At 36.6% G+C, this 24,112-nt stretch carries 21 protein-coding genes; 6 read left to right on the forward strand and 15 right to left on the reverse strand.

Translation table 11 applies throughout. From position 1 onward, the window contains the following. Positions 1-77 precede the first annotated feature (77 nt). From LPB220_RS07255 to LPB220_RS07275, 5 genes are all read right to left on the reverse strand, one after another. A complete protein-coding gene (locus LPB220_RS07255; protein WP_031576842.1) occupies positions 78-674 on the reverse strand; it encodes a TipC family immunity protein in 597 nt (198 codons plus the stop codon). Beyond that, the gene (gene recJ, locus LPB220_RS07260) at positions 671-2,896 is read right to left on the reverse strand and encodes a single-stranded-DNA-specific exonuclease RecJ (RefSeq protein ID WP_150906324.1); all 2,226 of its coding nucleotides are present in this window, start codon (positions 2,894-2,896) and stop codon (positions 671-673) included. The genes LPB220_RS07255 and recJ overlap by 4 nt, the downstream gene beginning before the upstream one ends. A gap of 397 nt (positions 2,897-3,293) precedes the next feature. Next, complete coding sequence (locus LPB220_RS07265) at positions 3,294-3,620, reverse strand: hypothetical protein (protein ID WP_150906325.1); 327 nt, start codon at positions 3,618-3,620, stop codon at positions 3,294-3,296. After that, on the reverse strand, positions 3,613-4,068 hold the full coding sequence (locus tag LPB220_RS07270) for a Panacea domain-containing protein (protein WP_150906326.1): 456 nt from the start codon (positions 4,066-4,068) through the stop codon (positions 3,613-3,615). Before LPB220_RS07270 ends, LPB220_RS07265 begins: the two co-directional genes overlap by 8 nt. A gap of 153 nt (positions 4,069-4,221) precedes the next feature. Next, positions 4,222-5,570, reverse strand: a protein-coding gene (locus LPB220_RS07275; RefSeq protein ID WP_118398572.1) for an IS3 family transposase whose coding sequence is annotated in 2 segments (ribosomal slippage) — positions 4,222-5,129 and positions 5,129-5,570 — 1,350 coding nt in all. Because the reading frame shifts where the segments join, the coding sequence is not laid out codon by codon here. 1,069 nt (positions 5,571-6,639) lie between these two features. Between LPB220_RS07275 and LPB220_RS07285 the strand changes: the two genes are divergently transcribed. After that, a complete protein-coding gene (locus tag LPB220_RS07285; RefSeq protein WP_150906328.1) occupies positions 6,640-7,389 on the forward strand; it encodes an FxLYD domain-containing protein in 750 nt (249 codons plus the stop codon). Between the two features lie 495 nt (positions 7,390-7,884). Here LPB220_RS07285 and LPB220_RS07290 read toward each other — a convergent pair whose 3' ends face one another. The 6 genes from LPB220_RS07290 to LPB220_RS07310 form a co-directional block, all read right to left on the reverse strand. Beyond that, on the reverse strand, positions 7,885-8,295 hold the full coding sequence (locus tag LPB220_RS07290) for a DUF1492 domain-containing protein (protein ID WP_150906329.1): 411 nt from the start codon (positions 8,293-8,295) through the stop codon (positions 7,885-7,887). A 32-nt stretch (positions 8,296-8,327) separates the two neighbouring features. After that, positions 8,328-8,504: a hypothetical protein gene (locus LPB220_RS10790; RefSeq protein WP_191904601.1), complete on the reverse strand. Its 177-nt coding sequence runs from the start codon at positions 8,502-8,504 to the stop codon at positions 8,328-8,330. Positions 8,505-8,804: 300 nt separating this feature from the next. After that, positions 8,805-10,397: a phage resistance protein gene (locus LPB220_RS07295; protein WP_225305905.1), complete on the reverse strand. Its 1,593-nt coding sequence runs from the start codon at positions 10,395-10,397 to the stop codon at positions 8,805-8,807. 155 nt (positions 10,398-10,552) lie between these two features. Continuing rightward, positions 10,553-10,828: a MerR family transcriptional regulator gene (locus tag LPB220_RS07300; protein WP_150906330.1), complete on the reverse strand. Its 276-nt coding sequence runs from the start codon at positions 10,826-10,828 to the stop codon at positions 10,553-10,555. After that, entirely contained in the window at positions 10,821-11,147 is a 327-nt protein-coding gene (locus tag LPB220_RS07305) for a hypothetical protein (RefSeq protein WP_150906331.1), read from the reverse strand. Before LPB220_RS07305 ends, LPB220_RS07300 begins: the two co-directional genes overlap by 8 nt. Positions 11,148-11,191: 44 nt before the next feature. Continuing rightward, on the reverse strand, positions 11,192-11,377 hold the full coding sequence (locus LPB220_RS07310; protein WP_061591457.1) for a hypothetical protein: 186 nt from the start codon (positions 11,375-11,377) through the stop codon (positions 11,192-11,194). A gap of 134 nt (positions 11,378-11,511) precedes the next feature. On the opposite strand from LPB220_RS07310, the gene LPB220_RS07315 reads away from it, so the two are divergent. The 5 genes from LPB220_RS07315 to LPB220_RS07335 all read left to right on the forward strand — a co-directional run bounded on the left by LPB220_RS07315 (position 11,512) and on the right by LPB220_RS07335 (position 20,326). Then, a complete protein-coding gene (locus LPB220_RS07315; protein WP_150906332.1) occupies positions 11,512-12,021 on the forward strand; it encodes a helix-turn-helix transcriptional regulator in 510 nt (169 codons plus the stop codon). Positions 12,022-12,149: 128 nt separating this feature from the next. Further along, entirely contained in the window at positions 12,150-12,965 is an 816-nt protein-coding gene (locus LPB220_RS07320) for an EbhA (protein WP_150906333.1), read from the forward strand. Between the two features lie 354 nt (positions 12,966-13,319). Then, on the forward strand, positions 13,320-14,093 hold the full coding sequence (locus tag LPB220_RS07325; protein WP_061591454.1) for a type II toxin-antitoxin system PemK/MazF family toxin: 774 nt from the start codon (positions 13,320-13,322) through the stop codon (positions 14,091-14,093). A gap of 315 nt (positions 14,094-14,408) precedes the next feature. Next, positions 14,409-15,575, forward strand: a complete 1,167-nt coding sequence (locus LPB220_RS07330; protein WP_150906334.1) for a tyrosine-type recombinase/integrase — start codon at positions 14,409-14,411, stop codon at positions 15,573-15,575. Positions 15,576-16,135: 560 nt separating this feature from the next. Continuing rightward, positions 16,136-20,326 (forward strand): Spy0128 family protein, encoded by a 4,191-nt coding sequence (locus LPB220_RS07335; RefSeq protein ID WP_191904602.1) that lies wholly within the window; start codon positions 16,136-16,138, stop codon positions 20,324-20,326. A 55-nt stretch (positions 20,327-20,381) separates the two neighbouring features. Here LPB220_RS07335 and LPB220_RS10860 read toward each other — a convergent pair whose 3' ends face one another. The 4 genes from LPB220_RS10860 to LPB220_RS07360 form a co-directional block, all read right to left on the reverse strand. Then, the gene (locus LPB220_RS10860; protein ID WP_225305906.1) at positions 20,382-21,146 is read right to left on the reverse strand and encodes a hypothetical protein; all 765 of its coding nucleotides are present in this window, start codon (positions 21,144-21,146) and stop codon (positions 20,382-20,384) included. Positions 21,147-21,269: 123 nt separating this feature from the next. After that, a complete protein-coding gene (locus LPB220_RS07345) occupies positions 21,270-22,748 on the reverse strand; it encodes a hypothetical protein (RefSeq protein ID WP_225305907.1) in 1,479 nt (492 codons plus the stop codon). Between the two features lie 242 nt (positions 22,749-22,990). Further along, on the reverse strand, positions 22,991-23,395 hold the full coding sequence (locus tag LPB220_RS07355) for a GNAT family N-acetyltransferase (RefSeq protein WP_150906336.1): 405 nt from the start codon (positions 23,393-23,395) through the stop codon (positions 22,991-22,993). 1 nt (position 23,396) lies between these two features. Beyond that, positions 23,397-24,107, reverse strand: coding sequence for a class I SAM-dependent methyltransferase (locus LPB220_RS07360; RefSeq protein WP_150906337.1), 711 nt, complete (start codon positions 24,105-24,107; stop codon positions 23,397-23,399). Positions 24,108-24,112: the final 5 nt, after the last annotated feature.

Consider the following 24,112-nt stretch of genomic DNA (forward strand, 5'->3'; position numbering starts at 1 on the left):
CTCCTATTATATTTATATACACTAAAAAAATCCCACATCTGAAAAAGATGCGGGATAATAATTGTTAGAATAGCCTTTTACTGTCCTTCTATTAATTTGTTGTACTCAATTTTCATATCCCCCAAGTTTTTCAGGGAATAACGGGAGCTTCCGTTTTTAAACCAAGTACCCAGGATGTATTGTTCGGCGACCTTCTTGCTTTGGTTTTTCAACCAAGTACGGTCTTTGCCATAGGCGGCAAGTTTCTTTAGAAAATCACTACCCTCTACTTCTTGATCATCCGCATAAAGATAGACTTCTTCTTGAATCAATGCTCTTTTTTTAGAATTGTATTTGAACATCATACGAACCGATACATTTTCTTTTAACTGATATTTATACCTATAAACCCATTCCGAACTGTCCCTAAACATCATGACGGATAGGTCTTCCTGACCACCAACGATTTTATCAGAATAGGGAAAAGTCTGAAATCCTTCATCTTCCTTCCAAGGAGCTTCACTTTCGATTGTTTGAGTGTAGGACTTGACAATCATATTTCGCATCATCCCACCATTTTCAGAGTAAACAATCTCCTCCATGGGGTTCTTGAGACTCAGGTAGATTGCTAGCCAATAAAGAGCTAAAAGTAGGATAGGAGTAAGCCAGAGGAAGTGTTTTAGGTGTTTTTTCATGAGGCCTGTCCTGTCAGATAATCATAGATTTCACGAACTGTCCCAAGAGCCATCAATTCCTGCTCTTTCACCGTTTGTTTGAGATTTTGGTAGATGGTGCTTTCAGCGATTTCTCGTTTTTCTGCTGTTTTATTGACCTTCATAATGCCATTTTCAATGGTCACAAAGCCCAACTCTTGGAAGATCTGGATCATTTTGACCAATAGGATCTGCTGGATCTTGAGATAGGTTGCTAGTTCTTTGAGTTTGTAACGAACATCGAACTCTGGGTATTGATAAATGGTTTTATAGAGTTTGGCATACTGGTCCCTGCTACCGTAGCCTGTCAGATAGTAGGCTTTGGCGATCTCATTTTTGAAATAGACAGCCTGGAAATCATGCTCTTGGAAGATTTGCCGTAGTTGTTCTAAATCCTCAGGGATATTTCCAACTACAACCGCGGATGTCCCTGTCAAATCTGGCAGTTCTTTAGTAAAATCAAGAATGGGAACACCTGCGGGGAGGCTGGCATTTTTAGAGCGGATATTAAAGAGCTGCACACCATCCACACGCGCATCAACCAGCATGAGCTGGAGGGTCGTTTGACCATTCCATTGGTTGACCGACAACTGCACAGCTAGCTCTAGGTCTTGCGCTTGCGCAAACTCTGACTCTAAGCTTCCCAAGCCAAAGGCAACCACCTCAAAGGTCGCATCTTCTTGAGAAATTTTGAGTTTCAAGTGGGTATTGCCAGCTCCCATCGAGCGTGCCCCTTCTACCTTGAAATTACGGACTAGAAAGACGGGCTTTTTATTGTCCATGCCAAATGGACTCAAGCGATCAAAGCTTTTCAAGGTCTCAAGCGTTAGTTCTGTTAGATGCAGTTCCTCGTCGATGGCTAGGGTGGACTTGCTGCTGAGATCAATCTCTTGCTCTGCAATGTAATCCGTAAGAGCCTGAGACAGGGCAGGAAGTTGGTCCACCTCCAGCGTCATTCCTGCTGCACCGGCATGTCCTCCAAAGGCGACAAAGAGCGACCGGTGAGGATCGAGGGCCTCAAAGATATTGACCGACTCAGGACTCCGAGCGCTTCCTTTAGCCCGCCTATCTTCAATACTTAAAACAACAACTGGCTGATGAAGCTCTTCTAATAGACGGCCGGCGACAATACCAAGGACCCCTGGATTCCAGCCTTCCTTGGCTAAGACCTGGGCGGATAAGCTTGGATCGACCATGGTTTTGGCTTCGTCATAGATAGCTTGGACGATCTCTTTTCGTTCTTCATTCTTTTGATGAATCATGAGGGCAATCTCGTGTGCCTCTTCATCGTCAAAACCAGTCAGTAGTTCGATAGCTGGATTAGGGTCATCGAGGCGTCCAAGGGCATTGAGACGAGGAGCAATCTGAAAACCAACTGTTTCTTCATTGACATCCTCCGGACGAATCCCTGCGATCTCCAAGAGCTCCTGCAAGCCCATGCGCTGGGTATGTTGGAGAACACCCAGACCGTATTTGACCAGAATCCGATTCTCATCTGTCAGGCTCACCATGTCAGCAATGGTCCCAATTGCTACCAGGTCTAAGAGATCGACTGGTACTTCCTCTAGGAGGGCACAGGCCAACTTAAAGGCCACACCACATCCTGCTAGATAATGGAAGGGATAATCCGCATCAGGATGCTCCGGATGGATGATCGCATAAGCATCCGGTAAAACCTCTGGCATAGAGTGGTGGTCGGTCACGATAACATCAACTCCCATCGCTTGGGCCATGGCAATTGCTTGATTGCCCGCGACCCCATTGTCCACCGTGACAATCAGGGAAATACCTTGCTGCTCGATAAAGTATTTGTAGACACTCTCATTGGGACCGTAGCCGTCTGTGAAGCGGTTGGGTAGGTAGACTTGCACCTCTGCACCCGTCTGCTCCAAGGTTTCCTTCATAATGGAGGCCGAGGTCATCCCATCCGCATCATAGTCTCCGTAGATGAGGATCTGCTCATAATCTTCGATGGCCCGTCGGATGCGCTCCACTGCCTTGTCCATATCATGGAGCAAATAAGGGTCGTGTAGCTTTTCCAGCTTGGGTTCTAAAAAGTCTTCTAAATCCTCTTTGGTCTGAATGCTACGCTCATACAGTAAGGTTGCTACGGACGCTTCTAGGCCTGCTTTTTTAGCAAGGGCTAAAAAGGCCTCATCTGCACTTGGCGAAGCTAACTGCCAATCGTATTTTGAAGTGATCATCTAGCTTTTGGTCTCCTCTTTTTCTTATCTGAATATTATATCACATTGCATAATATAGTTGAAATTAATTCGTAAAAACCCCATAAAATAAGCATTTTCGGGCTATCTACTATTCAATTATACCGACTTAAACAGTTCACAAAGTTCCTAAAAAGTTCACAAAAAAATACCCCGTAGGGTATCTATTAAATAATGAGTTCAGTAGGCAAGATTTAGCACCCTCACACGGTGCTTTTTTTTATCAAGTATCATAGCCAGCATATGCCTATTCTCAGTGTAGTTTGTTCAATATTTGTAAAATATAATAAAACGCTTTATTGGCTCACTTAATTCATTAGCAATAAACAAACAGTGATTTCACCTCACTATTTCTTTTTAAAATAAGGATAAGATTATCCTACTTGTCTGATTCGTTAGCATTTTTTCCAAAAAGATAACCTGTCAATGAAAAAATTAATACTTTAATAACTTCTATAGCATTACTTGCTATATCAGATATTTTTCCACCATGACAAAAAGTTTCCAATAAATAAATTGCCATTATCAATCCAAGACAAATAATAAGTAGCCAGTGTCCTTTAATTGTATTATAGGTTTCCTTATTAATTTTTCTTTCAAGTATACTTGTTGCAAAATTATCATTTGCTTCTTTTTTTTGTTGTTGTGAAAACTTAGTATTAGGAACATCAATTTCTGTTGTTAATTTATTTACTTCGTTAGGCAATATAAGGCTCCTCTTGGAATATGTTACTGTCCTCTAAATATGGTTCATCATTTATATTAGCTTTGTACCACGCAGTACCTGGTTGATGTGTCATTTCAGATAATCTTATACCATCAATCATTCCATAAGTTTTCCAAACATTATCAAAAATCTTTTTCACTACTGAACCTGCGGGGAGAGCAATAGTACTATACTTGTTATTTTCAAAATAGTAAAATTCTTTGATATGATTTGCACGATATTTTTTAAATACGTTATAAACACTTCTAAGAACAGGGCCATACTGCCAAGTCTCAAAACGTTCGTCAAAAAGTTTTTCTTGCGTCTCTTTTAAATAATCTTTGTAGAAAATATAGATCAATTTCTGTAACTTCATCGGCGTAATATCAATATCTTCTGACTTTGCTCTGTCAAGAAACGTATTTGCTACATCTAAAGCTGAAATCATTTTATACCTCCTCCTTTGATTACATCAAAATACTCAACAAAGAGATCGATGTTCACTATAATCATTTTTTTGTTAAATGAGTACATTAAAAAATTAAAATACCCTCACTGTAATTATATCACTGTACTGACCCCAAAAAGTTAGACAAATAATTTAAGTTAAGGATTTAGTCCTGTATTGCACAGGACTAAGTCCTTTTAGTTTTACCTTAATTCGTTTGTTGTTGTAATAGTCAATATAGTTTACAATAGCTTGTTCCAATTGGTTAAGTGACTTAAATGTATTCTCGTAACCATAAAACATTTCCGATTTCAAAATGCCAAAGAAGGATTCCATCATGCCGTTGTCTGGGCTGTTTCCTTTACGTGACATGGACGGTTGAATTCCTTTATCCTCTAAAAAACGATGATAATACTGGTGTTGATACTGCCATCCTTGATCACTATGAAGAATTGTATTTGTGTAATGATTCTCAGTAAAGGCCTGGTCTAACATAGCTTTCACTTGTTCTAAATTCGGTGAAGTCGAAAGATTATAGGCGATAATTTCGCTATTAAAACCATCTAAAACTGGCGATAAATAAAGTTTTTGATTGCTTGCTGGAATGGCAAACTCGGTCACATCTGTGTAGCACTTTTCCATTGGCTTGGTTGCTTCAAATTGGCGTTGAATAAGATTATCTGCTTTCTTACCAATCTCTCCTTGGTATGAAGAATACTTCCGTTTACGACGAATACGAGCACTTAAACCAAGGACCTTCATCAGACGTTGGACCTTCTTATGATTCACTACAAAACCACGATTCCTCAATTCAAGAGTCATTCGACGATAGCCGTAATTCCCTTTATGCTCAGTAAAAATAGATTGAATTTCAACTTTAACATCATAATCCTTATCGCTTTGATCGAGCTGTTTTAAATGATAATAATAAGTTGAACGGGCAAGCTTAATAATCTTTAGAAGAATCTCTAAAGCAAACTCTGTTACCAATCCTCGGACAATTTCCGTTTTTCTTCTTGCTCTTTTTCGTCCCTCAATCGGAGTTCTCTCAACTTTTTTAGAACCGCATTCTCCGCTCTCAAGTACTCATTTTCTGCTTGAAGACGTTCTAGTTCTGTCATCTCTTCGGGTTTCTTCTTTGGCTTACGTCCCATTTTAGGTATCCTTCCTCTTGTTTTCTCAACAATAGTATACCCGTTTTTCTTATATTGTGCTATCCAATTATGCAACATTCCAACACTTGGAAGAGCATAATCTAGAGATACCTTTATTTGTGAACGACTTTCAAGCAGAACTTTATCAATGATTTCTTGTTTTAGTTCGGGAGAATAGTAACAATTCTTTCCTTTTTTGACGATTTCTATTCCATAACGATCAATCAATTTAATCATGTACTTAAGATTAGAAATGTTTATCCCAAATTGATTTGAAAGCTCTTTGAAGCTTCGCCCTTGTTTTTTATGTTCATAGATCTGAACTTTATCTTCATAAGTTAATTTCATAATAAAAACACCCCAAAAGTTAGATTTTTTTCTGTCTAACTTTTGGGGTGCAGTTCACACACTACACATGTTTTTTCTTTTACAATTTTGATTTTTATAATAATTTCTTAATTATTATAGTTGCCAATAAAAAAATGTTTAATAATCAGATACAAGGCAAGATCCGGCACCCTCACACGGTGCTTTTTTAATTTTCAAAAATGGTAGACAACCGCGCACCAATGGGTGCTCGACCGCCTACCACATAGTTAAATTATAGCATATCTTGACCGTTTTTTCATGTAAAACAGGGTTTATATTATTGCCAATGATCTATAAACTCAAGTAAAGCTCTTTCCTTGCGCCTGTGATAGTTACTGCTTGAAATAGAAAATATTAAAAATTTATACCCATATTTTGCTTTAAAGGCTTAAGTGCTCTTTTTTATGAGAAATTGAAATCATCTCAGCATGTCAAGATTAGTAATTATAAATATAATAAATGACTAATCTATAAGTTTTTTCTCACATAGGTAATTTATTTCAATTTACGTCTTCTCTATCCATATTTGGATAGATTTTTTCATTGTTTATTATAAAATCTAAACATTCAATACAGGATTGTAAGTGAAACAATTCAATTCCTATAAATTCTCTGGATTGAGAGTTTAGTATTTCTTCACAATAGCGTTTTAAATGCCAAATGGTTTTTCTAATTTTTTCTTCTTTTAAATTAATCATAGGTTAATTGTACAGTAATTTATAATTTCATTGTCTTGATTGAGCTATTTGGTAGGAAATATAAACTATTTTGTTAAAAATATCAGGAATGGATTTTGGAAATAATCTATTCTGTAAAAAAATTATCTATTCGGAAAAGTAGAAGTGAATTTTCTTAAATACTTTGATTTTCTTAAATGTTTTGATTTTTAAAAAATAATCTAAAACTATATTATAATCGAAAATGAAGTTTCGAGAAAATAAGTGTTTTTAGAAAGTTATTTTAGGTATTTTATAAAGTACAATATTTCTTGCTTTAAATACTCACTAACTGGTATAATAATACTAAATGGTGAAATTAAGGAGAAATTATGTTTAAAAAGGTAATATGTATAGTTCTTTCGACAATTCTATTGGTGGGATGTTCTTCAAACTCAAAAAACACAAATTATGATAGTGAATTCCTTACCTCTTTATCAAAAGGGTTAGATAAAAGATGGAAGGATACTGATAAATATCCAGATGAATCAGCAAAAAATTATAAATTATATATAAACGATGAATTAAATGAAGTTAAAGATTATGGTGATAAAAAATTCAAGAATGATAAACTGAAAGAATTAGCTATCAGATATATCAATGTTCTTAAAGAGGGCAAGGAAATAGCTTCTAATTTTGGAGCAGATTCTTTTGAAGATCAGTGGAGTGAACATCAAAATAAACGTTATGAATTATTGGTTGAGATCAATAGTATTTCTGAAATTCCTGTACAAGATAAAGATGGATTAGGTGAAATACTGGCAGGCGGAAAAGAAGTAAAACGTGATAATGAAGTTCGTAAAGATTTAGAAAATATCATCAATTCTGCAGATTTTAAACAAGATGATAGTAATTCGTATTTACCAAAATACTCAGCAGTTGTTGAAAATACAACTGGATATGATATAGAGGCTTTAACTGTTGAAGTGAGTTTGTTTGATGAAAATGATGTCTTATACAATACAACTTATATAAATGTAAACAATTGGAAAAAAGGTACAAAGGCTAAACTAGAGTTTCTTGATACTGATGACAAAGAAGGAACATACGAATTTTCATTGAAACATTATGAAGTCAAGTGATTCTCCGGTATTGTAAAAATTTGATGGCATAAGAGTTCTTTACAAGGCATTAATCCATGATTCTATGATAATTATTTTTTCTTCTATTCTCTTAGATTTTCTTGATATCTAAGCAAAAATAGAGCTTTTCAGCTCTACTATTTTACGAGTTCAGCAAGCAAGATCTAGCACCCCTCAAAGGGTGCTTTTTTTATCTTCAAAAATGGTAGGCGTCCGCGTACCAATGGGTACTCGAAAACCTACCACATATTCAATTATAGCATATTTTATTATAAACAGTCCGAATCTTATTGGAGTATAGGGAGTATTCGGAGTTTTCGGACGCCCTAAAAGAAAAAAAAACCGAATAGCTGAAAAAACTGACAAGATAGAGAAAATTAAAAATGATAACAAGTTTTTTGAGTAACATTTTTCCCTATTGTGTTTAAAACCATAGCAAATGTTAGCATTTTTTTGTTTTTTCAGTGGGCCAATCACGCGCACTAATTATCTTTTCTATAAAATCTTCGCTAATCGTTCTTTTCCTTTTCTTAGGATCCGGTACATTGTTGGTACTGAAGTATCTATTTTTTCCGCCACATCCCAGTTCGGCAAGGCTCTGACATAGTATAAGTGTAATACTGTACGTTCTAACGCGTACGGGTTTTTATCGATCATTCTAACGCTTTCCAGACGTTCATTGATAACCTTTTCTAGTCGTTCTTCCAAGTCTTCTTTCAACTTAATTGTAGAAACTATTTTGTTTTCAGCATTATTATTAGAACTTTTTTGAAGTGGTGAAGCGGAAAGATAACTACGCTTATATACCCCACTGTCAAGTGATTCTATTTCTAGTTTAAGCTCCTTTATTTCTTTATCTAGCCATTTTATATTTTCTAGCTTTTCAATTAATTGCTCTAATTCCATTTATGCCCCTGTCTTCTGAGTACTTTTTATCCTTATTGATAAATCACTAATAAGGTAGTCTGTACTGCCATATCTTCACTACTGCCAAACGTTGCTTCTGAGATCTTCACATCCACCACTTGAACAGTGGCCATAAAGTCATTTACTTCTTGCTCAAATTCTTCTAATGATTGTTTACAGCCACGGCGGATAAATAATTTTGTTTTCATTTGTTTTTCTCCTTTTGTTTTAAATTTTAGACTTATTTCTAAAGGTAACTTGGTGGTAACCTGGTTGATTCTAACCACGTTACCGCCAAAACCCTTGATATTACTGGATTGGTAACTAGGTTACTCGGGTAACGAGGTTTTCCTATACCCCTAATACTATTTTTTTACTTTATTTATTATTTTATTCTACCTCCCTTAAACCACGTTACCTACGTTACCGTATAGGGTAAAACCTTGGGGGAGTAGGGTTTAACCGGTAACTTGGTAGTATGTTACCCCCTAGTTACCACGTTACCTTTTTTAAAGAAAGGGATCATCTTCAAATAGACTTAATTTCTTGTCTTCCACTTCCTCATGTGGAATAAAACTATTAAATCGTTTTGGGTTTGCAACTCGGTAAACTGCCATTACTTCCCCATTAATTTTCTTCTTAGCTGATTCAACCCCTATGGTTTGCAAAGCCTTGCCCATTTTGACGTTATTCTTCCCATAAGTTTTTTCACAAATGGCTATAAGATCAGTTCCGTTTGACCTTACCACATAATCAGAACTCTGCAATTCATTTATCAAATACATCTGAAAGTCATCTAAGGTTTCATTACCGTTATATACTTCTACGTCTTTCCAAATGAACTTTTCCCCTTGCTCTTTGAAATAATCTAGGCTAGCCAATAAAAATCCTATACAGCCCTCTATTTTGGGAGTTTTATCTTGGTTAGTAAATGCTTCCCAATATTTTTCAAAGGCCTGTTCACGTTCCAAATCAGTCTCCCCTTTCGGTCTATCCTTGTATTGAATAAGTACTTTACGCCCATTCATTTCATCAGATAGAGATACATTCCTATTAGTATCAATACATAGAACACTAGTTAGATATACCAAGCCTTGGTTACCTCCCACGTTACGCCCTAGATGGGTTTTCTCGGTTGCTATGATCTTTAGCACGCGCTCTATTTTATCCCCTATAATATCGCCCTGTTCAGTTGCTAAGGCCATCTCTCCACCAGAAAACGTAGCCCAGGCGTTGCTGGCTTCAAATCCCCCAGCGGTAAGGCTATCTAGTTCTACATCAATTTTATTAAACAGACCGGATAAAGCGATATGACGCAAGCCTTTTCCTGTCCTAACTCCGGATTTTGCAAGAAAGAAATTGGTCTTACTCTTTAAACCACTAGCAACCTGTACCATATAATAGGTCTGTAACAGTGCATTGTGCAGGCTATCAGGATCATCAATAACATAGGTTAGAAACTCCATTGCTACTTCTTTGCTTTCTATAGCTTGTTCATATTCTACAGGATAGTATTTGAAAAATGATCGTTGGTTATCTATTGTAGTGCGCGTGACGGTGTGGGCTTCCAAATCAATTATAAAGTCTTTACCAGCGATTTTATAAAGTTCTAACTTCCTCACTGGTTCAACATGAAAATGTTTGTCAATTCCTTTTAGAATATCCACCACGTAACCAATATCATTTTTAAACCCGTAAAACCTTGCAAGGGTTATTTCATCTATTAGTTCTGCTTGCTGGTTGTTTATATCGTAAATACGATTATCAAATATCACATACCTACCCAATAAATAATCAATTACCATCTTGGCAAAGGTGGGGAACGTGGTCTTATATGTTACTTTAAGTTCGCCATTAGTTTTTATTTTTACACTGCTACAAGAGATAAATTTTTTCTGTTCTCCATTCCTGTCAGCAATATACATCACTTCACTTTCAGGTATTAATATCTTTGTTTTATTATGTTCAATATAATTAAAACTATCTAATTGATATATATTAGAAAGTTGCTTTTTATAATCAGCCTTATGCTTTGACTGGCCATAATCTTCATCAGTCCAATTCAAGGAAACGACTTCTTTCAACAGATCAATTATATTCAAATCACGCGCCCCTCCCTTCTTTGTACTTTTGCATTTTCTTCTTCAGTTTTTTAAGCCTTTTTTGTTCCTTCAGTTGGTCTAAGGTTGGCGAGTGATCCTTATAATTCTTTTTATCGTGATAATGCCCCCTGCCTTGCGCTGGGTGTACGTTGTATCTACCCATTTTCCACCCCCAAAAAGATCAAGATATCACTCACTTTATAGTACGCTTTGCGCGTATCTTCCAAGGGTGGTTGGTAACGTTTCAAGCCTTTTTCTTCCCAGCGTTTCAGTGTGTTGTCTGTTACGTTAAGTTCATCTTTTAACTGCTTTGCTGTCATAAGGCCTAATAGTCTTTGTTCTGGTTGGCTTTTAGATTTTAAAAAATTATCTACCAGGTCTAAAAGTGCGTGTGATAATTCAAATTCACTTTCTTTACTCAAACTAAACATTTTCATCCCCCTTGATTCCGTTAAGCGAAATCTCTCCACGAATTTCAAAAAGAATGTCAGAAATGTTATTTAAACCAGCGGTTAGAGTTTTTTCACCCTCCATAATTTCAGCTAAGAAATCTAGTCGATTCATTGCCTTATCAATCTTGTTAATCAATTCTGTTTTGTTCATGTTGTTCTCCAATCGTTCTTTAAATAATTCAGTACTAAGTCTTATTCGACTTTTAATAAACACCAAAGAATGGTATAATTTAACCATAAAAATATTTCCTAAAACCCCTACGGCTTGCCTGCTGTCCTGTGTTTTAGTTAATTCCATTTAAGGCTTGTTAGTTGGTTGCTACAGGCCTTTTTTTTGTTGCTTCAATAATCTTTTGCAAGCCATTCCATGGCTTTTCTATAAATTGATGTTCTCACTTCACCACAAGTGATTAATTTTTTATACGTTACAGGATTTACCCCAATCTCTTTACTTGCTTCTAATGATGTCAGTAACTTGTCAGCTTGTTTTCTCCTCAATGCTCTTGATTCTAAATTACTTACTTTCAAAATAAGTCCTCCTTTCTGTAAAGTTTTATTTTACAAGTTTATTTTATAAAGTTTTTCTTTACTTATCAAGAGTTAATAAAAAAAAACTTTACTTTCGCTAAAAAAATAATTATAATGATACTGAGGAAAGAAGTATGAATAATTTAAAAAAATTACGAAAAGAAAATGGATTGACCCAACAACAACTAGCTGACGAATTAAATAGCATTTATAAGAACACAAAATCTTATTCAAAAATGAACATTTCAAACTGGGAAAATGAAAAACACTCAATCAGTACATTGAACGCTGAACAACTATCAAGTTTTTTTGATGTTCCGATTAGCTATCTATTGGGATATAGTGAATATCCTGATGAATTTTTTGCATTTTCTGAATTGAGAAAGCAAAATAAGGATGATTGGGCCAATATAGCAAAATCTAAAATTTTATCCTTAGTAACTAAAACAGATTTAGAGAAAATTAAAGACAAATATATCAAAATGGATGGACCTGAATCAGATTGGGAAAGTTACACAATGCTTCTAAGTGCTATAGGGTCATTACCAGATAAAGAAAGCAAAATGTTAACTTTGTTTGCGTTGTTAAGTGATCAAAAACAGGATTTATTACTAGAGCTAGTTCAAACCATGGTAGATGAATAAATGAACCCACGCGCTAATGGTTTATATTGATAATCGCAAAAAGTAGAAACGAGGTAATAAAAATGGCAAAATGAAACTAGAAAAATAAAAGATTAGGATATTATTTAAAACTTTTAGGAGAAAAAATTATGAAAAAGAAAATTATTACTACTGCTGTTGTTTTAGCTCTTGCTACTGGTGGAGCGGGCTACTATTTCTTATCTTATGCCCCTCACCAAACTGCAATTAGTCACTTTGAAAAGTCTGTTGATACACTTAATGAGAATAATAAAGCAATTGAAAAACAAATTGCTGATACTGAAAAAATCATAAAGGAAAAAGCTGAACCATTAAGAGCAAAGACTTTAGAAGATTTAAAAACTGCTGTCAAAGAAGCAAAAAATTCTATTCGTAAAGCTCCAAAAATGGAAAGCGATACACAAAAAATTGAAGATCAAGCGAAAGAAATTGCAAAACCTGTCGATTATTCTGAAACTCAAAAAAACATCAATGAGAAACTAACAGCTTACCAAAACAGCGTTAAGCAACTAGCACAGATTACAAATCCCAAAGATTCTTTTATTGAGGAACGATTGAAAGAAGTCGATACAATCCAAGAAGTGCAACACGCTACAGAAGAAAATGACCCAAACGGCTTATTAAACAAACAAGGAGGCTATACTGCTTCTATCTATTTTGTAGATAACCAAGTAACTGAACCTGTTGAGGGTGCTAATCTAGTAGATAAGGGAACTGAAGCAGGAGGTGCTATTGAAGTATACAAGACCAAAGAAGAAGCTGAAAAGAGAAATACCTACCTATCAGCATTTGACGGTGGAGTATTAGACCCTGGATCCCATTACGTGTATGGTACTATCGTAATTCGTACCTCATACCACCTCACTGCTAGCCAACAAAAAGCCTTAACTGAAAAAATTTACAATAAACTAATTGAACTAAAATAATTCTTATAAAATAAATATTATCGCCTATTCTAATTTCAAGGATTATATATCAAACCTTAGCAAACCTTAGCACTTCTATGCTTTAAGGCCTCCGAAAACTCCGATTTAAACAAAAAAGACGTGTTTTCTCTTTGTTCGCTCTTTGATGATATGGAATAGCGGGCAATATTAGCCCCATATTCGCCAATAGCAACCATCTTTTCATAGGCCTATTGTGCAAAAACAGGGGAAATTGAAGAATAGAAAGCTGATTTTACAAACTAAAGCGCAATAATTGGGCGAAATTGACAAATAGAAAGGAGCAACCATAGACTATGGAACAATACAGAAGAGATATTTTAAAGGTGAGGAACAATGGATATCAAAAATAAAAAAATACTAAAATCAGCTAAAAATTTTGAACAAATCTACTCAATATCACAATCAAATAGACGAAGCAATAAGTTTAATTTTTTACCAAATTGGCTAGATAAAGAATCAAATTTATTTTTAGAAGAGGTAAATCATTGTAAAAAATCCTATTACAGTTTCAAACGGGGTGCCTTAATTTTTGTAGATTTTGGAATTAATATTGGTTCTGAATTATCAAATAGACACTGGGCCGTTGTCCTAAATAAAAATGATTCTCCGAAATCAAGAAATCTGACTGTACTTCCAATTAGTTCAAAAGAAAAAAAGTTTTCTGTTATGATTGACGAAGTTATACAACAAAAATCTAAAAGATTCTTATTACCTATTCTTGACAAAGTTGGTTTTGATTATTTTTCAATTATTCATTATGCACTTACAGAAATTACTCCTTTTGATTTAGGGAGTGCAAAAGAAATCTATCAGGAATTTTTGATTCAATACGGAGATGTTTACAATTCAGAATCAGCTAAAAAAATCTATGGTAACGGTGCAGGGATGGAAAAAGTGGAAAACACTACTAAAAAATTAAAAAATCTTGTTAACCATTATCAACGATTTAATAAAATTTCCTACGCAAAATGTGACCAGATAAAAACAATTAGTAAAGACAGAATCATTTACATAAACGAATTGGATCCTTGCGGAAAATTGAAGGTCAATAATGACACCCTAGATAGAATTGATACAAAATTAAAAGAACTTTACCTAAAAGATTGACAGTTATTTAAATTTAATCTATAATTAAGTTACTTTGAGGTTTACCCTCATATTTTTTAAACTTTGAGCCTCAGCGCTCCAGGGAAGTAGCTTAATTGTTACTTCCTTTTTATTTTATAAATAAAACTCTTGAAATATTGGTGTCTTTTCAAACCCCATATATGCCCCATATCCGTCTTGTTTTTATTCTGGTACAATTTACCGTCTAACTCCTTAAAATCGAATACAGGGCAAACTGTGAAGCCCTAGCATGATATAAACCACAAACTAAAACCTTTACGGCTTGCCTGCTGATGAATTAGAAAGGTTTAGATCATGAATATTACAGAATACAAAAAGAAAGACGGTACAATAGTGTACCGCACCAGCTTATATCTTGGTATTGATTCAATCACGGGTAAGAAGATTAAAACAACCATTTCAGCTCGTACCAAGAAAGAAATTAAGAACAAGGCTTTACAAGCAAAAGTTGAATTTGAAAAGAATGGTGCAACTCGTACCGCTTTTACTCAATTTGAAACATACAGCGAATTACTAGATAGTTGGTGGGAAACTTACGCACCCACTATCAAAACAAACTCTCAAATCGCTATCAAGTCACAGATAGAAAACTATTTACGCCCTGCTTTTGGATCGTACAAACTAGATAAATTGACCCCTGCCATCATTCAGCAACAAGTGAATAGATGGGCTAGAGATTATAACCAAAATGATGGGGGCTTTAAACGATATGGGCAACTCCATTCCTACAATAAGCGCATATTACAGTATGGAGTTTCATTACAAGCGTTAAAGTCCAATCCTGCAAAGAATGTACTAGTTCCCAAAGTCAAGACAGATAAAGCAAAGATCAAGCATTTTACAGATTCTGAGTTAAAACAATTCTTCGAATACTTGGATAGCTTGGATCAAAAAAGATTTAAAAATCTCTTCTGTGTCACTCTTTACAAGTTCCTGCTTGCTACTGGTTGCCGTATTAATGAAGCTTTGGCGCTGGAATGGGCTGATATTGATCTTGATAATGCTGTTGTTCACATTACAAAGACACTTAATTATAGACTTGAAATTAATAGTCCTAAATCAAAATCTAGCTACCGTGATATTGATATTGACCCCAAAACTGTTTCTATGATGAAACAATATAAACATAGACAAACTAAAGAGGCTTGGATACTTGGAAGAACTGAAAAAGTGGTCTTTTCAGATTTTATCCATGAATACCCAAACAACCGCACTCTTCAAGCAAGATTAAAAATACATTTTAATCGGGCGCAAGTTCCTGACATTGGTTTTCACGGTTTTCGACACACTCACGCTAGTTTGTTATTAAATGCTGGAATACCATACAAGGAACTCCAGCACCGACTAGGACACTCCACCTTATCCATGACAATGGACATATATAGTCACCTCTCAAAAGAGAGTGCAAAAAAAGCCGTTTCAATCTTCGAAACGGCACTAAATAATATCAAAAGTTCCTAAAAAGGAGAACATTTTTCACTTAAAGATACGTTAATCCCTTATGTATCAGGGCTTTGACGTATCTTTAAAATATATCTGAATATTATAACATGAAAGCCAAAAATGGCGGGATATAAAAGGTCGACTTATACAAAAACCAAAATCAACATTTTTCGTTATTTTTGTTGCATTTAACTTGACTTATCACACTAAAAGAATATAATAATGTTGATAATAATCTTTTAAATATGCAATGGGATGATTATTCTGTTAAGTTTGCACTGCTTATTATCATTTTATATTATGAAGCGTAAATTTCTTCCGTTTTTCTATCGAATCATTGTTTTTAGAAAGTTTGTTTCAGGTCCAACCAATCCTCTAGTATGGACAGACTAAAGATAGGATATTGAGGTATGCCCCCATATTTTCTCAATAGAGGTAAGGTCCTTCTTCTCTAAATACATGTTCAAATAAAGCAACTGATTGTATGGAGCAAAGATCAGGAGTTTTTCAGTTTTAGGAGATATCACTATATAGAAAAACTTTACGAAATTTATGCAAAAGAAAGGAAATGAGGCCAATTGAAATTTCTATATAAAAAGATAGTTGCATTTGTAGCTATCATCGCCGTGGTAGCCTTAGGCTTGTCTGTGATCAAACCTGTTAGCGCGGCTACTGTTTCACCAACCGTCACCAATTTAAAGGCTCAGGCAAGTGGACAAAAAGTTATCTTTTCATTTGACTGGGATTTAACTGGTAAATCAGTTAAAGAAGGTGATACGTTTACCATTGATGCTCCAGAAGGTGTCAATATCACTGAAGTTGCAACTCAATCACTCCAAGCAAATGGAGCTGAAGTCGCAACCATTTCGATGACAAACAAAAAGATTACTTTTACTTTTAAAAAAGCCATCGAATCCATGAACCAAAACGTTAAGGGTGGTTTCTCATACAAAGCAGAATGGGATAACACTCCGGGAAATCCTGGAAATAAAACGGCTACCTCAAAAGTTGGTTCAGAATCAGTCGTCATCACACGTCCTGATGGGCCAGGAGTTTTCGAAGCAATCTTAAATAAATATAATCGTACAGGTGATTATGTTTCTAAACAATTCAAATTAGACGCATCTGAAAACTATGCATGGATGAATGTTGGAGATGACTATTATCTCACTACTTGGTTCATTCGTATCAACGGAGATGGTAAGAAACAAGCCATCACAAACCCTGTTGTGTCAGATAAAATCCAAGCTCCAGCTGTAGATTACTCAAAAATCACTTTTGCTCCTGCTGCAAACCACGCTGCAAGTGAATTCTTTGTAGGAACTTACTTGAAACCATCCTTCACTTTGAGAAAAGGTGGACAAGTGGTAGCTTCTGGTTGGGACTTCTGGAAACATGTGAAATTCGATGCGGACGGCAATGGATTTACCGTGAATTTATCAGATGTCAGTGATGTCTTTAAAACAGCATCAAGCGATGAATTGATCGTTGAATACCAAACATTAATTCCTAAGACAACCGTTCGCGTTGACAACAATGCTACGTTAACAGCTGATGAAATCAAAACACCATTAAAAGACCCAGCATTCTGGAATAACACAGAATTAAACTTCTGGGTATCCGGTGATAAAACTATAACTGTTCAAAAAGAATGGGTTGGTGATGAAGAAGCTGACCGTAAAGATATCACAGTTCAATTATTAGCTGATGGTAAAAAATTAGACGGTATGACTAAGACCTTGACAAAGGCTTCAGGTTGGACTGCAGAATTTTCTAAATTACCAGGGATTAAAGATGGACAACCGATTGTTTATTCAGTAGAAGAAACGAATACACCTGATGGTTATACTTCAAAAGTTGAACCAATCAATGAGTCGAATGTTATTAAAGTTGTAAACACTTCAAACAAACCAAAAGTAACTGAAACTACTGCAAATCTTGTTGTTAAAAAAGCTTTCGAAGTAGCCGGTGATCAAGAACATAAACAAGTTCCAATCACAGAAGGTCAATTTGAGTTTGTCTTGAAAGATGAAAATAATACGGTAGTTGAAACTGCTAAAAATAAAGCAGATGGCACTGTCAACTTCAAGTCTCTAACCTTCAATAAGGAAGGTAGCTATACATACACTATCACTGAAAACAAGGGTACGGATGCTACTATCAACTATAGTACACAAAGCATCACGGCTACTGTCGATGTGAAAAAAGAAAACGACAAACTCGTCGCTACTGTCACTTACTCAGGTGGAGATGGTGAACAAAAAAATACGATCACCAATACTCAAAACAAACCAAAAGTTTCAAATGCTAAAGTGACCTTAAACCTTAAAAAAGCATTTGAAGGTGGCGAACTTAAGGGTGATGACTTTGAGTTTGTTGCAAAAGATTCAAACGATAAAGTTGTTGGCACAACCAAGAACAAAAAAGATGGTTCAATTACTTTTGATAACATCACTGTAGACCATGCTGGTACATTCAAATATACCATCACTGAAACAAAAGGTAGTGACAAGACCATTACTTACAGTGATAAAACCATCACAGCTACTGTTGTAGTGGTTGAAAAAGACAACGCTTTGGTTGTAGAACAAGTCACTTACTCTGATGGTGAAAATGCCACAGATACGTTCACGAACAAAAAAGAAGCTCCTAAAACAGAAAGTGTAACAGCTAGCCTTCAAGTTAAAAAGCTTCTTAAAGAAGGTGAAACAAACTTACCGTTGACAGATGATCAATTTGAATTTGTCTTGAAAGAAGGAGACAATACCCTTGAAACTGCTAAAAACAAAGCAAATGGTACTGTAACCTTTAAGGAACTTTCTTATACTGCAGAAGGAACACATACTTATACCATTACCGAAAATAAAGGTACGGATGCTTCTATCAACTATAGCACACAAACCATCACTGCTACCGTTGAAGTGAAGAAAGTAAACGACAAACTCGTCGCTACTGTGACTTACTCAGGTGGGGATACTGAAAAAGGAGATACGTTTACAAATACGAAAACACCTCCAGCGCCTGTTCCTCCAACAGTGAAACCAACGACAGCTCAATTCAAGGCTAAAAAAGTATTGGCGATCAATGGTTCGAGTGATCGTACATTGAAAGCAAATGAGTTTACTTTCCTTCTCAAGGATCAAGCTGGTACGCTCGTTGATACTAAGACAAATGGTGAGAATGGTGATATTCTCTTCAATCCAGTAACCTTTAATGAAGCTGGTACGTTCACCTACACAATTGTTGAACAAAAACCAGCTACACCGGAATCAGCAATTACTTATGATGAATCTGTTCATTTTGTAACAGTGACTGTTACAAAAGACGAAAATGGACAATTGAATGCGGATGTGCAATACGACGGTAAAAAGGATACTCCTACTTTTACTAACACGTATACACCTCCAACTCCTGTTCCTCCAACAGTGAAACCAACGACAGCTCAATTCAAGGCTAAAAAAGTATTGGCGATCAATGGTTCGAGCGATCGTACATTGAAAGCAAATGAGTTTACTTTCCTTCTCAAGGATCAAGCTGGTACGCTCGTTGATACCAAGACAAATGGTGAGAATGGGGATATTCTCTTCAGTCCAGTAAGCTTTAATGAAGCTGGTACGTTCACCTACACAATTACTGAACAAAAACCAGCTACACCAGAATCAGCAATCACTTATGATGAATCTGTTCATACTGTAACAGTGACTGTCACTAAGGATGCAAATGGACAATTGAATGCGGATGTGCAATACGACGGTAAAAAGAATATCCCTACTTTTACCAACACGTATACACCTCCGACACCTCCAACTCCAAGTGAAAAACAAATTACCACAAGTAAGATTTTAGAAGGTCGTGACCTTCAAGGTGGCGAATTTAGCTTTAACCTTTTGGATGAAAATGGAACTGTTCTTCAGACAAAACAAAATGCTGCAGATGGTACAGTGACATTTGATGCGATCGCCTACACGGAAGCGATGATTGGTACTCATAAATATACCATTAAAGAAGTCCTACCAGCTGATCAGGCAAATATCCAATATGACGAAGGTCAAGTGGATGTCACAGTGACCGTCACAAAAGATGAAGCATCAAACGCTATCCAAGCAGTTGTTTCATACGGTGCGAAGAAAACCTTTATCAATAAGGTCATCCCACCAACTCCACCAACAGTGAATAATCCTGAATTGAAACTTTACACCCTTAGAGTTCGTAAGGTAGATGAAAAGGGTGATTACCTTGCCGGTGCGGTATTTGGACTCTTTGAAGCGGATGGTGTGACACCTGTTGCAAATCCTTATGGTCAAGGCCAAGCACAAGCGATTTCTGGTCAAGACGGACTTGCAAGCTTCGTTGGATTTGAAGCTAAAGAGTATGTCATCAAAGAGCTCTCAGCTCCAAGTGGTTACCAACTTTCAGATACAACCATCAAGGTCTCTGCAAGCGACTTTGCTTCTGCAACAAACCTTGTCGTTGATAAAGGAAACGTGGTGAATAAACTTCTTCCACCTCCACCATCAACAGATAAACCATATATTCCAACAACAAGCACAAGCAAACCAAAAACTCCATCATCCAACGGAGATAAGCCGAAGCCTGGTGACAAGCCAAAATCTAGTGAAACTCCTAAATCTAGTGACAAGCCTAAAGAAGGTAAACGATCTCTTCCTTCAACAGGAACGGAAGATCATTTAGGACTTCTTGTAACTGGTATGACATTCGTCGCTACAGCTATTGCTTCTCTGAAACTTAAGAAGAAGGAAGACTTCTAAGAAACATGAAAGATCTAGTCAAACACGACTAGATCTTTTTCTTGTATTCGGTTACTCAATTCTGAATATTTTGATCTTCATAAAAAACAACTTTCCCATCTTTAACTTTAAATGAGTAACTGATAGAATCGGCGTAACTACCTTTGGAATAATAGAAATCATAGGCACCATCCGGCAGTTTGCTAGCGTCTAATTTTTTGGCTGCTGCTTTTAAGTCTTTTTCCTTAACGGATACACCATCCTCTATATAAATAGTCATACGGATTAACTCTTGATCGATTAAGGTCTGAAAAGGGATTTGATAGTAACCGGCAAAGTCCTTTTTCCCTTCTTTGAGATTTTGACTTGCGATACTATCTAGAATTTGCTCCTTCTCATCACGGTTAGAGTTAGATAAAAAACCAAAGAAACTAATAGGAAGACCTAGAGATTGCTTCTTTAATTGTCCCTCAATTTCCTTCTCCTTCTTTTGGACAGATTGCTGCTTCAAGTACGCTTCCTTATACTCTGGAAGATGGTCACTAGTTGTATCTGTCCAATCATTATGAAACACCGTATCCGTTTCTAATGTCACTGTTTGTCCATCATAGGTTTTCTCAGAGTAGGTATAAGACACATGATAAGTTGGGATTTCCAAAGCAGTCCAATCCAGTTTGTTTATGGTCACATCCCCATGCAGACCAACCTTAGCAAGCTCACTGCTGACAACTTCCTTCGCCTTTTTATAATCACTCGGTTTCATGATCTTACAACTGGAAAGAAACAGGCAACATAGAATAAGTGGAATTCCTGCGAATAGTTTGAAATAGTTGGGCTTCATAGCCTGACCTCCTTGCTAAATTCGACCTAATCGATTAATTTTTTACAGCAGTCATATCTGAACAACCTATGAACCGATTGAAAATTCTAATGATAATTGAGAAGTTCCTATTATATGACATGACTATTTTTGAACGACCCATTTTGCATCACCATAAACAACCGTAAATGGTCCATCCCCATCTGTTAAATAGTTAATTTTATATATACCAGATTCTCCTGCTTCAAGGACTGTTGGCTGTTTGTAATTTAAAGTATTATTCAGCATATAAGCAGATTTGCCATGGCCATCATAGAGATCTACATTTGTATAATCTGGAGTATTTTCAATACTGAGAGGTGTTGTATTTAATAGGGTGAATTCGACGATCAATCGATGTTGTTTTTTCTTTGTATCGATACGGTCTTGATCATCCTGAACATCCAAATTTGGATCGTCTGTTACACTATTCAGTGTAACTTCTAAGCCATTAGCAAATAGAACTGGCTCTCCAATCGCATAGCTTTTAACAGGATTTTTGGGGTTAAAATTCTTTAATTTTTCTTTTACCTTTTGTCCATCACTATTATTTCCAGATGGGATGGTCCAAAAGATATTATTCTCATCTTGCTTACCATACTGATTATCCCCCTTCATTTGTTGAGGGATTTGTAAGAGAATAGCCAAGTTTTTTAAATCAATTCGAACATCACCTTGATTTGTCACTTCCATTTCAACCGTGAATTCCGTAGGCGAAGTTTTACTATAAGCATAACCGGATAATGAGGTTGCCTCGAAATTTTTGTTAACTAACTGTTGTAAAACTGTTGAAAGCATGATATAGGAAATATGATCATCTCGATTTATTTCTTTTTCAGCATACCTTTGATGGAATTCATCGAGCCAATCATAGAAGGCTTGATTGAAATCTGACTCATTAGGATTTTTATAATATTTATTCCCTCTCGGTAAAAGCTCTGGGAAGTACGTTGGTACCTGAATGCGAATAAATACTTTGTTTCCCTTAACTGCATAGCCCTTTAATTCATATTTTTTTCCAAAGCTCAATGCATTCGTCATGAGCTTCAAATACATGGGACCATATATTTTGAGGGGGTACTTCTCACCAAGATATTCCACATAAGTATTTGGATCAAAAGTACTACTGTTTTTTTCAATTTTAGGGATAATATAATCGTTCCAGAGTCGAGTATACATATCCTCTTGATTTTTTGCCCCATTGGCCTTGATTACTGTGTCTATTCTACTTTGATCTACATAGACTCCTTCAACGACCTGCAAAGCTTTTTGAACTCTTCCTTCCTCAGATAGAGAGACTTCATTCGGTTGCTGTCCATATATTGAAATACCATCGCTATCATCTGACCTCATATATTGTGGAAGTTTTTCAAACGTTATGTATCTGATACTGTTCTTTGCATCCCAATCAAATGATGCACCTGGTCCTGTCTTGTCAAAATGAATGTTTTTTCGATCGATTTTCTTCTGTACTTCTTTATTCGAAGAACCTTGTTTTTCTACAGTTCCTTGTTTGCAGGCACTCAAACATACTGGTATAAGTACCGAACATAAGACAAGGCCCCATTTTATTTTCTTCTTCATTCCATCTCCTCCTAATCTCATCCTCATTTTACCATCAATCCCCCCTTTTGTCAGTCAAATAGATAAGAGGCTGGGACAAAAGTCCTAGCCTCTCAATTATTTTTGGATTGTCGAGCAAGACGCAGTGGTTGAGTGGGCTCTACTACGCTGATTTCATCAGCTTTTACAGCCCTACTCAACTGTGCGGAGGTGGGACGACGAAATCGAATTCTAACGAATTACCAATTTCTGTCCCACTCTCTTTATTTCATATAAATCATCCCTGTACATGCTTGCTCTGAAAGTTCGACAAAGCCGAGGGACTGGTAAAAGGCTAAATTTTTCTCGCTACGTTCAGTGGCAAGAAGCCGTTGGTAGACATTTGGGAAGGTCGCTAAAGCCTCTGTTAAGAGTTTCCTTCCGATACCTTGACGCTGGTGATCTGGTCGTACCAAAAGGTCCTGCACAAAAATGACAGAGTGGCCATCACCTACCAAGCGAATGTAGGCGACGAGCTCGTCCTCATCATAGACGGCTAACTGCCAGAGACTGGCTTTGACAGCTTCTTCTAGCATGGTTGGGTTGTTGGTATAATTGGTCCAGCCGACCGAACTGTATAATGCGAGTAGGTCTGTCATCGCTGGAATTTCTTTTTTATAATCTAACATCTTAACTCCTTTTTAAGCTATAGTGCTGGAAGAAGGCGATATCCCGATAAGGGGACTCTTGGCAAACGGCCAGCTCCATTTTGAGCATAGACTCTCGCCAGCCTTCTTGGCCCTTGAAGCGATTATCCTGCAAGGCATAAAAGACACGGATCCCTTGGTAGTCCTGAACTTCGAGGGCTAGATCGTCTACTGCTCTATCTAGATCATAGGCCTGTGCCAAGCCCATGGAGTGGGTTTCCAGGTCTTGACCGGCTAAGAGATCAAGCGCCTTCTGAGTATCATTTTCAAAGACGACGGTCTGCAGGACGCGGCCAACCTCATTGTGCTTGACGATAGAGAGCAGGCCTCCTGGTTTCAAGAGACGGGTGAATGCCTTGAGAACCACCTTGCGATCCTCTACATACTCCAAGACATTGTGGCAGAGGATGACATCAAAACTGGCATCTTCAAAGCTCTCTATTTGGTCCAGACTCCCAACGAGTTGCTGGTAAGGATGATCCTGGACCCGCAAGGCCACCATTTCCTCATTGGGCTCCACAGCAAGGACTTCATTGTCTTGTGCCAGGTGGTTGGCCACGAGACCGAAGCCACTGCCGAAATCAAGCACCCGTTTACCTTTTATGTCTTTTAATTGATCAAAAAGGATATCATAATAGATCTGTCCCCAGGGTTGCCGGAGGTTTTCTAAATAAGCTTGAATATTCGCGGCTATCGATC

The organism is Streptococcus sp. LPB0220 (genome assembly GCF_008727815.1).
Taxonomy (GTDB): domain Bacteria; phylum Bacillota; class Bacilli; order Lactobacillales; family Streptococcaceae; genus Streptococcus.

Bases quoted from the DNA above. Each gene is read 5' to 3' on its own strand.
- LPB220_RS07255 (WP_031576842.1), bottom strand. From the start codon at position 674: ATGAAAAAACACCTAAAACACTTCCTCTGGCTTACTCCTATCCTACTT.
- recJ (WP_150906324.1), bottom strand. From the start codon at position 2,896: ATGATCACTTCAAAATACGATTGGCAGTTAGCTTCGCCAAGTGCAGAT.
- LPB220_RS07270 (WP_150906326.1), bottom strand. From the start codon at position 4,068: ATGATTTCAGCTTTAGATGTAGCAAATACGTTTCTTGACAGAGCAAAG.
- LPB220_RS07285 (WP_150906328.1), top strand. From the start codon at position 6,640: ATGTTTAAAAAGGTAATATGTATAGTTCTTTCGACAATTCTATTGGTG.
- LPB220_RS07290 (WP_150906329.1), bottom strand. From the start codon at position 8,295: ATGGAATTAGAGCAATTAATTGAAAAGCTAGAAAATATAAAATGGCTA.
- LPB220_RS10790 (WP_191904601.1), bottom strand. From the start codon at position 8,504: ATGAAAACAAAATTATTTATCCGCCGTGGCTGTAAACAATCATTAGAA.
- LPB220_RS07300 (WP_150906330.1), bottom strand. From the start codon at position 10,828: ATGTTTAGTTTGAGTAAAGAAAGTGAATTTGAATTATCACACGCACTT.
- LPB220_RS07305 (WP_150906331.1), bottom strand. From the start codon at position 11,147: ATGGAATTAACTAAAACACAGGACAGCAGGCAAGCCGTAGGGGTTTTA.
- LPB220_RS07315 (WP_150906332.1), top strand. From the start codon at position 11,512: ATGAATAATTTAAAAAAATTACGAAAAGAAAATGGATTGACCCAACAA.
- LPB220_RS07320 (WP_150906333.1), top strand. From the start codon at position 12,150: ATGAAAAAGAAAATTATTACTACTGCTGTTGTTTTAGCTCTTGCTACT.
- LPB220_RS07325 (WP_061591454.1), top strand. From the start codon at position 13,320: ATGGATATCAAAAATAAAAAAATACTAAAATCAGCTAAAAATTTTGAA.
- LPB220_RS07330 (WP_150906334.1), top strand. From the start codon at position 14,409: ATGAATATTACAGAATACAAAAAGAAAGACGGTACAATAGTGTACCGC.
- LPB220_RS10860 (WP_225305906.1), bottom strand. From the start codon at position 21,146: ATGAAGCCCAACTATTTCAAACTATTCGCAGGAATTCCACTTATTCTA.
- LPB220_RS07345 (WP_225305907.1), bottom strand. From the start codon at position 22,748: ATGAAGAAGAAAATAAAATGGGGCCTTGTCTTATGTTCGGTACTTATA.
- LPB220_RS07355 (WP_150906336.1), bottom strand. From the start codon at position 23,395: ATGTTAGATTATAAAAAAGAAATTCCAGCGATGACAGACCTACTCGCA.